This window comes from Ruegeria sp. BB10 (assembly GCF_056535725.1).
On record NZ_JBQFIW010000001.1, the window covers coordinates 3,127,081 to 3,140,000 of the forward strand.

At 57.4% G+C, this 12,920-nt stretch carries 13 protein-coding genes and 1 tRNA gene; 5 read left to right on the plus strand and 9 right to left on the minus strand.

Features of this window, described 5'->3' with window-relative positions; translation table 11 throughout:
- Nucleotides 1-99 precede the first annotated feature (99 nt).
- From ACR3EP_RS16065 to ACR3EP_RS16090, 6 genes are all read right to left on the minus strand, one after another.
- Complete coding sequence (locus tag ACR3EP_RS16065; protein WP_170414881.1) at nucleotides 100-1,116, minus strand: Fe(3+) ABC transporter substrate-binding protein; 1,017 nt, start codon at nucleotides 1,114-1,116, stop codon at nucleotides 100-102.
- Nucleotides 1,117-1,257: 141 nt separating this feature from the next.
- Nucleotides 1,258-1,821, minus strand: coding sequence for a hypothetical protein (locus tag ACR3EP_RS16070; RefSeq protein ID WP_170352013.1), 564 nt, complete (start codon nucleotides 1,819-1,821; stop codon nucleotides 1,258-1,260).
- A 29-nt stretch (nucleotides 1,822-1,850) separates the two neighbouring features.
- On the minus strand, nucleotides 1,851-2,366 hold the full coding sequence (locus tag ACR3EP_RS16075; RefSeq protein ID WP_226689756.1) for a hypothetical protein: 516 nt from the start codon (nucleotides 2,364-2,366) through the stop codon (nucleotides 1,851-1,853).
- Nucleotides 2,356-2,733, minus strand: a complete 378-nt coding sequence (locus ACR3EP_RS16080; RefSeq protein ID WP_170352011.1) for a hypothetical protein — start codon at nucleotides 2,731-2,733, stop codon at nucleotides 2,356-2,358. The genes ACR3EP_RS16075 and ACR3EP_RS16080 overlap by 11 nt, the downstream gene beginning before the upstream one ends.
- A gap of 183 nt (nucleotides 2,734-2,916) precedes the next feature.
- Nucleotides 2,917-3,042, minus strand: coding sequence for a type B 50S ribosomal protein L36 (gene ykgO, locus ACR3EP_RS16085; protein ID WP_008755722.1), 126 nt, complete (start codon nucleotides 3,040-3,042; stop codon nucleotides 2,917-2,919).
- Nucleotides 3,043-3,133: 91 nt separating this feature from the next.
- A tRNA-Val gene (locus ACR3EP_RS16090) sits at nucleotides 3,134-3,208 on the minus strand.
- A gap of 148 nt (nucleotides 3,209-3,356) precedes the next feature.
- On the opposite strand from ACR3EP_RS16090, the gene ACR3EP_RS16095 reads away from it, so the two are divergent.
- Nucleotides 3,357-4,217: an N-formylglutamate amidohydrolase gene (locus ACR3EP_RS16095; RefSeq protein ID WP_480638657.1), complete on the plus strand. Its 861-nt coding sequence runs from the start codon at nucleotides 3,357-3,359 to the stop codon at nucleotides 4,215-4,217.
- A 2-nt stretch (nucleotides 4,218-4,219) separates the two neighbouring features.
- On the opposite strand, the gene ACR3EP_RS16100 is transcribed toward ACR3EP_RS16095, so the two are convergent.
- Nucleotides 4,220-5,473, minus strand: a complete 1,254-nt coding sequence (locus tag ACR3EP_RS16100) for a DNA polymerase IV (protein WP_480638658.1) — start codon at nucleotides 5,471-5,473, stop codon at nucleotides 4,220-4,222.
- Nucleotides 5,474-5,831: 358 nt separating this feature from the next.
- Nucleotides 5,832-6,536, minus strand: coding sequence for an orotidine-5'-phosphate decarboxylase (gene pyrF / locus ACR3EP_RS16105; protein ID WP_170361982.1), 705 nt, complete (start codon nucleotides 6,534-6,536; stop codon nucleotides 5,832-5,834).
- A gap of 150 nt (nucleotides 6,537-6,686) precedes the next feature.
- Here pyrF and ACR3EP_RS16110 point away from each other — a divergent pair, with 150 nt between their 5' ends.
- Both ACR3EP_RS16110 and clpB read left to right on the plus strand, forming a co-directional pair.
- The gene (locus ACR3EP_RS16110; RefSeq protein WP_170352007.1) at nucleotides 6,687-7,007 is read left to right on the plus strand and encodes a hypothetical protein; all 321 of its coding nucleotides are present in this window, start codon (nucleotides 6,687-6,689) and stop codon (nucleotides 7,005-7,007) included.
- A gap of 129 nt (nucleotides 7,008-7,136) precedes the next feature.
- Entirely contained in the window at nucleotides 7,137-9,755 is a 2,619-nt protein-coding gene (clpB, locus tag ACR3EP_RS16115) for an ATP-dependent chaperone ClpB (protein ID WP_170399974.1), read from the plus strand.
- Between the two features lie 52 nt (nucleotides 9,756-9,807).
- Here the strand turns inward: clpB and ACR3EP_RS16120 are convergent, their stop codons facing one another.
- Nucleotides 9,808-10,713: an alpha/beta hydrolase gene (locus tag ACR3EP_RS16120; RefSeq protein ID WP_480638659.1), complete on the minus strand. Its 906-nt coding sequence runs from the start codon at nucleotides 10,711-10,713 to the stop codon at nucleotides 9,808-9,810.
- 306 nt (nucleotides 10,714-11,019) lie between these two features.
- Between ACR3EP_RS16120 and msrP the strand changes: the two genes are divergently transcribed.
- The gene (gene msrP, locus ACR3EP_RS16125) at nucleotides 11,020-11,922 is read left to right on the plus strand and encodes a protein-methionine-sulfoxide reductase catalytic subunit MsrP (RefSeq protein ID WP_480638660.1); all 903 of its coding nucleotides are present in this window, start codon (nucleotides 11,020-11,022) and stop codon (nucleotides 11,920-11,922) included.
- 4 nt (nucleotides 11,923-11,926) lie between these two features.
- Nucleotides 11,927-12,541 (plus strand): protein-methionine-sulfoxide reductase heme-binding subunit MsrQ, encoded by a 615-nt coding sequence (msrQ, locus tag ACR3EP_RS16130; RefSeq protein ID WP_170552596.1) that lies wholly within the window; start codon nucleotides 11,927-11,929, stop codon nucleotides 12,539-12,541.
- Nucleotides 12,542-12,920: the final 379 nt, after the last annotated feature.

Genomic DNA, 12,920 nt, shown 5'->3' on the forward strand with positions numbered 1-12,920 from the left:
TTCATTATAGAGATTATTCTCCAAAAATATGTAATACGCAATAAAAAAGGGCGCAGAAATTTCTGCGCCCTTCAAAGTGTTAAGATCCCGTGCGCTGGGTTATTTCCAGCCAGCCTCGTTGAAGATTTTTTGCGCTTCAGGAAGGTTCTTTGCGACCTCGGACAGGTTCACTTCATCTGCCTTGAACTCACCCAGTGACTTGACCGAGTCCGCAAGTGCGACGCCGTTCACCGCCGGGAACTCGTCATTGCCGGCCGAGAAATACTGCTGGGCCGAGTCGCTGGCCAGGTATTCCAGGAACAGGACCGCATTGTCCTTGTTCGGTGCATTCGCGGCGACACCGGCCCCGGACAGGTTCATATGCGCGCCAGTGCTGTCGTTGTTAGGGAACACCCAGCCGATTGAGTCGATTTCCGACGAAACGCCTTTGACATCTTTGCGGATGGCGCGGGCAAAGTAATAGGTGTTCGACACGGCGATATCACATTCGCCCGAAACGATGCCACGCAGCTGGTCGGTGTCGCCGCCCTGCGGATCGCGCGCCATGTTGGCGACGATGCCTTCGGCCCAGGCTTTGGCGGCCTCAGGTCCTTCGTGGGTGATGATCGATGCCAGAAGCGTCTGGTTATATGTGTTGCTGGACGAGCGGATGCAGACCAGACCCTTGTATTCAGGTTTCGCCAGATCGGCGTAGGTGGCCGGCGGGTTGGCTACGTTTTCTTTGTCGAAAAAGATAATGCGGCCACGCTGCGAAAAGCCGAACCATTGGTTGTCATTGTCTTGCAGATTGGCGGGGATACGCTCTTCGAGAACAGCGCTGTCGATCGATTGCAAAATGCCCGCGTCTTTGGCCCGCGCCAGACGCGAGGTGTCTACGGTCAACAGGATGTCCGCGGGCGAGTTGGCGCCTTCAGCTTCCATCCGTGCAATCAGTTCGTCGGCCTTGCCTTCGATACGGTTGATGGTGATGCCGGTCGCCTCTTCGAAATCAGAATAGAGACGTTCGTCGGTGTCGTAGTGGCGTGAAGAGTACAGGTTCAGTTCACCTTCGGCGGCGGCAGAGGTTGCAACCAAAGCCATCAGAGCGGCGGCAACGCAGGTAGAGGATTTCAGCATCATTTGTCCCAACATTGAAAATCGTGGCGGGTATTAACCCGACTGATTTGGTCAATTAAACGATTCTGAGGGGGATGCAAGGAAATCTGACAAATTTAGTTGGTCAAAATGTCGCTCGCCTTTCCTGCTGCGCACTTGCTGTCAGGATCGACGCTGTTTACTCTGTCTTCCTTCCGGTTGCGGTGGTGCGGGTGACGGCGCCGGCTCGGGTTCCGGATCGTCGCTGAGTACCGGTTCCTTGGTCAGCATGGCCTGAGTTACAGCTTCCATGTATTTTTGCAGCATGACCGGCGGATCGGCCGGGGCAAGTTTGATGGTCAACCTACTTGCACCTTCCTGGCTATAGGCATAGCGCGAGGAATAGCTGGCGTTGACCTGGGCCGCCACGGGCCCCCAGCCACCTTTCACTGAAGCGCTACCTGATTTTTCGGTCTGTTTGGTCATCGAGATCGCCATTTTGACCTCTATCTCGGCCTCCTGTACCGCATAGAATGCAGGGAGAAATCCCATCGACACGAGGCTGAATTCTTTGGCGGGGCCGTCGGGATTGGAGAGATCGGGAAGCAGGATTTTTTGGTCGGCCATATATTTAGCCATGTCGGTCGAATGACGATCCAGTTCGCTTTGTGATTCAGCGACCGAAAGTGCCAGCTTTTGAACCATTTCTGCAAAGGGAACGTTCAGCAGTTCTTGCCCGATACTCATTGTTCAAACTCCTTTTGAAAAATTTGTGTTTACTCGATGATTTGCGTTTTTGACCGCCTTCGGACCGAAAACGTAACTTTCGATGCGTTCTGGCTGACCGCCTGTTTCTTGGCGTTGGTTGCGATCTGTGCCCTATTGCCATCTTGGCCCAGCCCGACCACGGCCTCGACCTTTACATTGTCGATGGTAAACTCGCTGCTTCCGTCTGAACCGGCGAGAATCTGTTCGCCCAGTGCCTGTGAAAATTCCTGAGCGTCGACAACCTGAGTGTCTTCGTCGCCCGAATTCATTTCTGACCGACCCTGGGCCAACGGGTTTGTTACCGGAGACCCCGTGCCCATCAGCATGCCGCCGCCGCCTTCTTCCAGATCGTCAATCCGATTCTGCAGGTCCGAAATTGTTTGAAGCAAAGTGGTCTCGCGCTGCTCCATTGCGGTAAGACGGTCAGCAAGTGACTGCAACAGTGTCGCAAAGGCTTCGGGCAATTCGGTGACGCGTACATCAATAGGTGGCCTCTTGGGGGCCTTAACTGTCTTACGTGCCATCGGTGTCCTCTGGTGACCTGTTGTCATCTACTGGGCCCGGAGCAAAGCGCATGCGCATGGTCGATGCACTTTTGGTGTCGACCGTATCGGTCTGGGTCAACTTCGGTCCCATGAAGATCGAGATGATTGCGGGCCGCTTGCCTTCTTCCGTCTTAGTGCTCATCTCCATTACGACTTTCAATTCCACATCGACATCCTGCATGTGATAGAAAACCGGTGGGATGCCCATGTCGCGAAGCTCCTGCGGGTAGTTCTTTAGGGCGTTCAACTGGTCGAGGCTTAGTTGCTCGGCGGCTTGCGCCACGCTCCTGCCAATATCCGCGACCATATCGGTCAGGGTCGTTCCGAGTATTTCACCGTCGGCCAAGTTGACCTCCCGTCATCGAAAATCCGGAGAACGTTAACACGAGAACGCTCTATCACAACGCGAAATATCAAAATCAAACTTGCCAAGCCCTGTACGGGGCTGAGCGCAGGCAAGAAACGCATAGTTGGAAAACAAAAAACCGCGCTCGAAGGCGCGGTTTCTTTAAGTGGTTATGTGCAGTTATTAGCCCTGACGAGCTTTGAACTTGCGCTGCGTCTTGTTGATCACGTAGACGCGGCCTTTGCGACGCACAATACGGCAATCACGGTGCCGGTTCTTGAGCGAGCGGAGCGAGTTCTTGACCTTCATTGGTCTGTCTCCAATCTGCGGCGCCTTCATCAAGGACGTGGCCAGCGCCTGGGTTAGTCGGGTGCCCCGGAAGCCCGGAACAGTGAAATCATGGTGGGCGGTACAAGGATCGAACTTGTGACCCCTTCGATGTCAACGAAGTGCTCTACCGCTGAGCTAACCGCCCACGTCCCGTTGCGTTGTCCTACCCCATAACGAAATGGGGCGCGGAACCCCGCGCCGGTAGCGGGGTCTATAAAAGGAGTCGCAAAGGGGTTCAAGGGGTTTGGTAGAACTATTTTCCGGTCTATGTTCAATGCGAACAAGGAGTCACCATGCCGAACGCCCCCTATGTATTGGACATGCCCGCCAGACGCACGTCATGCGTGGTGTTTTCTTCTCCTCATAGTGGTCGGAGTTACCCTCAAACGCTGTTGAACCGCACGGTTCTAAGTGAAAATGTGATTCGATCCTCGGAAGATGCCTTTGTAGATCAGCTGTTTTCCGCGGCTGCTGACTTTGGCGCGCCGTTGATCTCGGCAGTGTTGCCACGGGCGTATCTGGATCTGAACCGCAGTGCCGAGGAACTGGATCCGGCACTGGTCCAAGGGGCGCGACGTTCCGGGCATAACCCCCGGGTGGCATCCGGGTTGGGGGTGATTCCCCGCGTGGTGGCCAATGGGCGCGCGATTTATCACGGCAAGCTGACGATGGATGAGGCGCGCCTACGCATCGACACCTGCTGGCGGCCCTATCATGCACGTCTCAAATCCTTGTTGGCCGAATCGCTCGACGTCTTCGGCCAGGCGATATTGATCGATTGCCACTCGATGCCGCATGAGGCGGTCGCCATGGCCAGCAACGCAAAATCCAAGCGACCAGATGTGGTGCTGGGGGACAGGTTTGGCGCGTCAGCCTCGATCGAGGTTGTGGATCGGATCGAAGCGGCCTTTGTGTCCGCCGGGCTGAACGTGGCACGCAACGCGCCCTTTGCCGGGGCGTATGTGACCCAGACCTATGGCCGCCCCGCCCGTCAGCAACATGCGGTGCAGATTGAAGTTGACCGGGCGCTTTATATGGACGAGGCCAACATCGTGCCGAATGAGAATTTCGCCCTTTTTCAAGAAATTCTGCGCGACATCATTCAGGAAATCGCCAGCATTGGCGATGATCCGGTTCGCCTGGCGGCCGAGTAAGCTCAGCGCAGCGCGCGGCCTTTCACAATTGCATCATTGCCAAAACGGCGCCGAATCTCGTCGGTGGCGCGTTCGGCCTGTGATCGCTGAGTTGCTCCGGGATCCAGCAAATCGCCCGAGATATCTGCCTGCGCCTCGGGGCACAAATCAGACAGGCCAACGCCCAGCAAGCGAAATGGCCCCTGATCACCAACCTGATCGAACAGGCCACGGGCCGTGCGATAAAGGCGGTCGGCAATCTGGGTGGCATCGCGCAGGGACAATCGCCGCGTGATGATCTTGTGATTGGCGCGTTTGAGTTTCAGGGTGACAACCCGCCCGGCCAACCCTTTGGCCTTGGCCCTGTCCGCCACCTTTTCGGACAGACGCCAGATGTGCCCGTCCAGAATGTCCAGGCTGGCGGTGTCTTCGAAAAAGGTTGTTTCGTTGCTGATGGATTTCATCGGCTCATGGGCCGAGACGCGTCGCTTGTCCCGCCCGCGCGCCAGATGCCACAGCCGGTAACCCATTGATCCGAAACGTGCGGTCAGCGCCTCTTGGTCCCACCGCAGCAGGTCGGAAAAACTGCGGATACCCGCGCGATCCAGCGATTCCTGCGCGGCAGGGCCGATGCCCCAGATCAACCGCACGGGTTTGTCGTACAGGAACTCTGCCGTTTCCGCCTTTCCGATCACCGAAAATCCGCGCGGCTTGTCGAGGTCCGAGGCGACCTTGGCCAGAAACTTGTTGTGCGACAGCCCGATAGAGCCGGTCACGCCCAACTCATCCTTCATCCGCCCAACCAGCCGCGCCAGCATAACGGCAGGCGGCGCGCCATGCAGGCGCTGCGTGCCGGACAGGTCCATGAACGCCTCGTCCAGCGACAGCGGTTCGACCACCGGGGTCAGTTCGTCCATCATCTTGCGAATCTCGCGCGACACTTCGGCATAGACCGACATGCGCGGCTTGATCACCACCGCCTCGGGGCACAGTTGCAAGGCTTTGAACATCGGCATGGCCGACCGCACCCCGCGAATGCGCGCCACATAACAAGCGGTCGACACCACACCGCGTTTGCCGCCGCCGATGATTACCGGCTTGTCGGCCAACTCGGGATTGTCCCGCTTTTCGACCGAAGCATAGAAGGCATCGCAATCCATATGTGCGATGGACAGATCAAACAGCTCGGGATGCGCCTTGATCCGCGGGCTGCCGCAGGCAGTGCAGCGCTGTTCGTCGGTCAATGTGGTCAGGCAATCTCGGCAGAGACCGGGCATGAAATCTTCCCGCCTTTCATGCGATTCAATTAGTGGTTTCCTTATACCAGCCCCAGCTGTGGCACGAAATGCCAGCGATTACTGAAAGCAGGGTCATGTCCGAAAGAAGACCCCCCGCGAAGTGGCGGGGGGAGGTGACGGACCTCAGGAAGAGAGGGTCCGCGGGGAGTATCACACCCCTAGAATCGCGCAAAACCGCCAATTTCGATAGGACCGAGGTCACACATGAGAAACTCGTATTTTTCATGTGTGTTTTGGGGCACAGCGGCGATTTGGCACGGTTGGGCCGGAAAGTGACGTCAGGTCAACCGGTTGTAAGCCGTTTCTGCGCGGAAATTCGCTGATTTGGTGGCACTTGTCAGTGATGTGTCAAGGAATTTAACTCAGCAAGAACCGCCTGGGCTGCGGCTTTTGGGTCCTGTGCCTGATAGATCGGGCGGCCAACAACGATGTGATCGGCACCGTCGCTGATTGCACTGGCCGGGGTGGCCACACGTTTCTGATCGCCCAATGCTGCGCCTGCTGGTCGGACACCTGGAGTAACGATCAGACGACCTTCGGCCTGGGGCAGGGCGCGGATCAGCGCGGCCTCTTGTGGGCTGGCGATGACGCCATCGGCCCCGGCCTCTAGCGCGCGTGCCGCACGTTCGACCACCAGTTCCTGCACGTTGCCCTCTTTCAGCAGGCTGGCATCCAGATCGTCGCGGTTCAGCGAGGTCAGGATGGTCACGGCGAGGATTTTGAGGTCCTTGCCCGAGGCACCCTCTTTCGCGGCGCGTACCACATGGGGATCACCATGCACGGTCAGGAAATCCAGATCGAACTGTGCTAACCCGCGCACAGCGTTTTCCACTGTGTTGCCGATGTCGAACAGCTTCATGTCCAGAAAAATGCGCTTGCCGTGATCCTGTTTCAGCTCATTAGCCAGGGCCAGCCCGCCCCCGGTCAGCATACCCAGCCCGATCTTGTAGAAAGATACGGCATCGCCCAGCCGCTCGGCCATGGCCAGACCTTGCAAGGCGTTTGGAACATCAAGGGCAACGATCAGGCGGTCATCGGACATGGGGCAAGCTCCTTTTTGGCAAACGTCTGCGTCCTAACGGGTTCCGCGCATTGTGTCCATGCAGGACCGATGTTTGATCGAAATCGCATTCCTCATGACTGAGTGTGCTATGGTCCTCCCACTACAAAGAACATTTAAGATGGGGGACTCATGAAACAGTTTGCGGGTGTGGGGTTTGTTTTGTCTTTGGTTGGCTGTCAGCAAATGCCATTGCAGCCAGAGGCCGCAGATACGGTCATCAGATCCCCGACCAATCAGGACCTGCGCCTTGTGCGCGGCTATCGTTCGACCGACGATGATTGCCAGTTAACCGGCGAAACGGCCTTTACCGTCGATTTTCTGGATGACGCGGCTGATCTTGTGTCCTGCCCCTCAGGCAGCGATGCGGCGCAATCATTGGTCGACATGTATAATGCACGGCAAGTCGCAAAAACCGGAGGGTATACAGTCTATTCCGTACCGCGCCGTTAAGTGCGGAATCTGCGGCTTAGCCTCTTGAACCGTCAAAGATATTTCCCAGATTGAATGTGAGGCCCAGACCGACGCGTGCCGCCAAGCGGGCGCATCACATTCAGGGCGCTTGAGATAAAGGAGAATGCTATGGACTTGAACAAGTTCACCGAGCGGGCACGGGGGTTCGTGCAGGCGGCGCAGACGATTGCGCTGCGCGAGGGGCACCAGAGGTTGGAGCCCACACATATTTTGAAAGCATTGATGGATGACGATCAGGGGCTGGCCAGCAACCTGATCACACGTGCAGGTGGCGCGCCGAACCGCGTGGTCGAGGCGCTGGATGCTGCGATGGCCAAAATCCCGAAGGTCAGCGGCGACGCAAGCCAGATTTACATGGACGGCCAGACCGCCAAGGTGTTGGACGAGGCCGCCAAGATTGCCACCAAAGCGGGCGACAGCTTTGTGCCGGTCGAACGCGTGTTGATGGCACTGTGCATGGTGAAATCCAAAGCCAAGGACGCTTTGGATGCCGGCGCTGTGTCCGCGCAGAAACTGAACGAGGCGATCAATGATATCCGCAAGGGTCGCACCGCTGACAGCGCGTCGGCGGAGGAAGGTTATGACGCGCTAAAAAAATATGCGCGCGACCTGACCGAGGCTGCGGCCGAGGGCAAGATCGACCCGATCATCGGACGGGATGAGGAAATCCGTCGCTCGATGCAGGTTCTGTCGCGTCGTACCAAGAACAATCCGGTTCTGATCGGGGAACCCGGCGTCGGTAAGACCGCGATTGCCGAAGGTATGGCCCTGCGCATCATCAATGGTGATGTGCCGGAATCGCTGAAGGACAAGAAACTGCTGGCGCTGGACATGGGCGCGCTGATCGCCGGTGCGAAGTACCGCGGTGAATTCGAAGAACGCCTCAAGGCTGTTCTGACCGAGGTCACCGAGGCCGCCGGTGAGATTATCCTGTTCATCGACGAGATGCACACATTGGTCGGTGCAGGTAAATCCGACGGCGCGATGGATGCCGCCAACCTGATCAAGCCCGCGCTTGCACGGGGTGAGCTGCATTGTATCGGTGCAACCACGCTGGACGAGTACCGCAAATACGTCGAAAAAGACGCGGCCCTTGCGCGACGGTTCCAGCCAGTGATGGTGCAGGAGCCGACGGTCGAGGACACGATCAGCATCCTGCGCGGTATTAAAGAGAAGTATGAGCTGCACCACGGTGTGCGCATCTCGGACTCGGCGCTGGTATCGGCGGCGACCCTGTCGCATCGCTATATCACCGACCGGTTCCTGCCTGACAAAGCTATCGATTTGGTCGATGAGGCGGCGTCGCGTCTGCGGATGGAGGTAGACTCCAAGCCAGAAGAACTCGATCAACTTGATCGTCAGATCCTGCAGATGCAGATCGAGGAAGAAGCGCTGAAGCTTGAGGATGACGCAGCCTCCAAGGATCGTCTGGAAACCTTGCAAAAGGATCTGGCCGACCTGCAGGAGAAATCCGCCGAGATGACCGCCCAGTGGCAGGCCGAACGCGATAAGCTGGCAGGTGCGCGTGATCTGAAGGAGCAGCTCGACAAGGCGCGGGCCGATCTGGAGATCGCTAAGCGCGAAGGCAACCTCGCCAAGGCGGGTGAACTGTCCTACGGCGTCATCCCCGAGCTTGAGAAAAAGCTGACCGAGGCCGAAAACGCCGAAAGCAACGCCATGATGGCCGAGGAAACGGTGCGTCCGGAACAGATCGCTTCGGTGGTCGAACGCTGGACGGGTATCCCGACTTCGAAAATGCTGGAAGGTGAGCGCGAGAAGCTGCTGCGGATGGAAGACGATCTGCATTCCCGCGTGATCGGTCAGGATGCGGCGGTGACTGCCGTGGCCAACGCCGTGCGCCGTGCACGTGCTGGCCTGAATGATGAGGGTCGCCCGCTGGGTTCGTTCCTGTTCCTCGGACCGACTGGCGTGGGTAAGACCGAATTGACCAAGGCCGTGGCGAACTTCCTGTTCGATGACGACAACGCGATGGTGCGCATCGACATGTCCGAGTTCATGGAGAAACACGCGGTTGCCCGTCTGATCGGTGCCCCTCCGGGCTATGTCGGTTATGATGAAGGCGGTGTGCTGACCGAAGCCGTGCGGCGTCGGCCCTATCAGGTCGTGCTGTTTGACGAGGTCGAAAAGGCGCATCCGGATGTGTTCAATGTACTGCTGCAGGTTCTGGACGATGGTGTGTTGACCGATGGTCAGGGCCGCACCGTGGACTTCAAGCAGACGCTGATCATTCTGACGTCGAACCTCGGCTCTCAGGCGCTCAGCCAGTTGCCCGAAGGTGCGGACAGTGCGCAGGCCAAACGCGACGTGATGGATGCGGTCCGGGCGCATTTCCGGCCGGAATTCCTGAATCGTCTGGACGAAACGATCATCTTTGACCGGCTCAAGCGGGCCGATATGGATGGCATCGTTGATATTCAGATGGCACGCCTGCAGAAACGTCTGGCCGCCCGCAAGATCGAGCTGGCACTGGACGATGGTGCCAAGGAATGGCTGGCGAACGAAGGCTATGATCCGGTCTTTGGTGCGCGTCCGCTGAAACGCGTGATTCAGCGCGCGCTTCAGAACCCATTGGCCGAAGCCCTGCTGGCCGGTGAGATCAAGGACGGCGAGACTGTCCCGGTGACCACCGGAGCCGAAGGTCTGATCATCGGTGACAGGCTGGGCACGTCAGATCGACCCCGCCCGGACGATGCCGTGGTGCATTGATCTGAGATTGGAAACCAGAAAGACCCGCCAAACTGGCGGGTCTTTTTTTTTTTTACACCTTGGCAAAATGCCCATTCAGAAAAACAGCGATTTCCGTCAGCGAGGCATCGGCTTCGGGTATCTCCGGGTAAAACTCGAACACGTGCCACATGCCCTCCCATACACGCAGGGTGCAGTCGGCGCCGGCCTGTCGCAGCAGGCGATCCAGACGCACGCAACCGCTCAACAAATGATCGCGGGTTCCCGAAGTCAGAAAGACGGGTGGAAAGTCTGCGTCGAAGAGGCCGTAAATCGGAGATACGTCGGGGGTTGTCAGGTCGACGTCTTTGCCAACATAACAGTCACGGAAAAAGTCGATTTCAGACTGATTTAGAAACGGGTCGCGATCTGCCAGTCCGCTGTCCCCGTTGTTCTGCAGGTCGACAAAAGGTGAAAGCAGGGCCAGTGCCTTTGGCAACGGAGCGCCATTTGCGCGCGATCTATGGACTGCTGCCAATGCAAGATTTCCCCCGGCAGATTCACCGCACAGGCAAGCCCCAGGCGTTTCGGCCAGTACAGACGAGATGACTGCGGTGCAGGCATCAAGGGCCGCCGGGTATGGCGCTTCGGGGGCCAGGGGATAGTCCGGTGCAATCACAACCGCGCCGGTCTTGGCGGCCAGCCAGGCTGAGATTGGCAAATCCTCAAACGGGCTGCCAAGGGTAAAGCCGCCGCCGAACAGATAGACCAACCTGCGGCCAGGGCGCGGTTCGGCAGGAGTGATAACCATGCAACGCACACCGCCAATTGTTTCATCGGACAGTGCAACGCCGGACATTTCTACGGCTGCGGTACAACTGTCTGTGTAATCCTCTCGCAACATTGCCCGCATTTCGGGAAGAGGCTGCGTTAGATCCCGAATTGCGGCTTGTTCGGCATAAGATGCAGCCTTGGCACTGATTGCGGCGGGGGCGGGCATAGGTTTGTTTTTTCTGTGGTTCATACCATTGATATCGCAATGTCAGCAGGTGCAAGGGATCTAATGGATGCAGGTATGCTTTGACGGTTTCCTCAAAAACACCGCACTACGTCTGTCGATCCATTGCAAAGCCTGCACGTTCCGGGCCTGAATTGCAAAGCTTAGCTTGGTTGGGAACGTTCTGAAGTCCACGCCTACAGGCGACTACGTTACAATCTCGTCGCTCAATCGTGACGCTCATTACCTTGGCACTGTGCTATCAGCGATCTACCTCATACCCGAGGTGTTTTGACAACGGAGACATACATGGCGCATCGCTGGACCAATACATTGACACATGCGGACGTCACCCCAAGGGCGGCGTTTTTGAACCGGCGTCAGGTTATGGCCGGGCTGGCAGGTGTCGGACTGGCGGGGATGGCGCGCGGCGCGGCGGCGCAAGAAGCGCTGGAGCCGAACACCTGGGAAGAGATCACGTCTTATAACAACTTTTATGAATTCGGGACCGGCAAGGATGATCCTGCCAAATATGCCGGTGCGCTGACCACCGAACCATGGAGTGTTAAGATCGACGGTCTGGTCGACAATCCGGGCGACTATGACTTTAAGGATATCATGTCCGAGATGACGGTCGAAGAACGCATCTATCGTTTCCGGTGTGTCGAGGCCTGGTCGATGGTGATCCCATGGAACGGGTTCGAACTGGCTGATCTTCTGAACATGGCAGGTGTTCAGGAAGGGGCCAAATACGTGGCCTTTGAAACCGCCTTGATCCCCGATGAGATGCCGGGCGTGCGCTACCCGATTCTGGAGTGGCCTTACCGCGAGGGTCTGCGCTTGGATGAGGCGATGCATCCGCTGACCATCATGGCGACGGGTATTTATGATCGGCCGATCCCAAACCAGAATGGTGCGCCGCTGCGTTTGGTGGTGCCGTGGAAATACGGCTTCAAGTCGATCAAGTCGATCGTGCGGATCACTCTGAAAGAAGAAGAGCCACCCACCAGCTGGAACATGTCGGCGCCACGTGAGTATGGCTTCTATAGTAACGTGAACCCGAACGTGAACCATCCGCGCTGGTCGCAAGCCTCGGAACGTGAAATCGGCGGCGGTCTCTTTGCCAAGCGTATCCCAACCCTGATGTTCAACGGCTATGAGAACGAGGTCGCCGGGCTGTACGAAGGCATGGATCTTTCGCAATACTATTAAGTCTATGCAGCAGGTGAATCATATATTACGCCGTATTCCCGCTTGGGCGGTCTACCTGATTGGGGCGCTTCCAGCGCCCTGGTTGTTTTACCAGGGGCTGACAGGCGGATTGGGCGTAAACCCGATCGAGGCGTTGGAGCATCGTTACGGAGAGTTGGCGTTACAGCTTCTGATTGGTGTGCTGGCGATTTCTCCACTGCGGCGATTCATCGGCCTGAACCTGCTGAAGTTCCGCCGCGCCCTTGGGGTTCTGACCTTTGCGTATGTCACGCTGCATCTGTTGGTGTGGCTTGTGTTGGATGTGCAGGTGCCCAGCCAGATTTGGGCGGATATCGTTAAGCGCCCTTATATAACGGTCGGCATGGCCGCTTTTGTCTTGATGCTGCCGTTGGCGGTGACGTCGAACAATCTGTCGGTGCGGAAATTGGGTCCGCGATGGCGCAGCTTGCAGCGCCTGGTGTTTCCCGCGGCGGTTCTCGGTGGGCTGCACTACGTCATGTTGGCCAAGGGCTTCCAGATTGAACCGCTGGTCTATTTGTCTGCAATCGTCGGCCTGTTGCTACTGCGTTTGCCTATATCCGGTGTGCTGACTCGGTCGCGTCAGGCCGATTCCATCTGACTCGGCGCTGAGTCTATGGGTAACCCTGTTCAAAAGCTGAGATTCGAGGTGGGATGCGCTGCGTGTTGCGGGGTTAGTGGAGTGTGACGTTATTTAAACTTATGATTTATATGGGTAAAATTTAAATCTGCGGTTTTTTGCGAGTTTGTTGAATTTTCCACTTGCGGGTTGTTTGGGTAAACCTTAGAACCCCCTTCACCGGCGCTGCTGAGGCGGTGCTGACGGGTCGGAGAGACGGCCTGACGGACTGGAAAGACGGTTGAGACGCTCGGGAGAGACCGGGGGCATCTTGAGGAAGGATTTAGGCGGGCGCGCTGAGGTTATTGGCGCAACGGTCTGGTTTTTGGCTCTTGGTGTTCTGTTCTTTGACATTGATGGA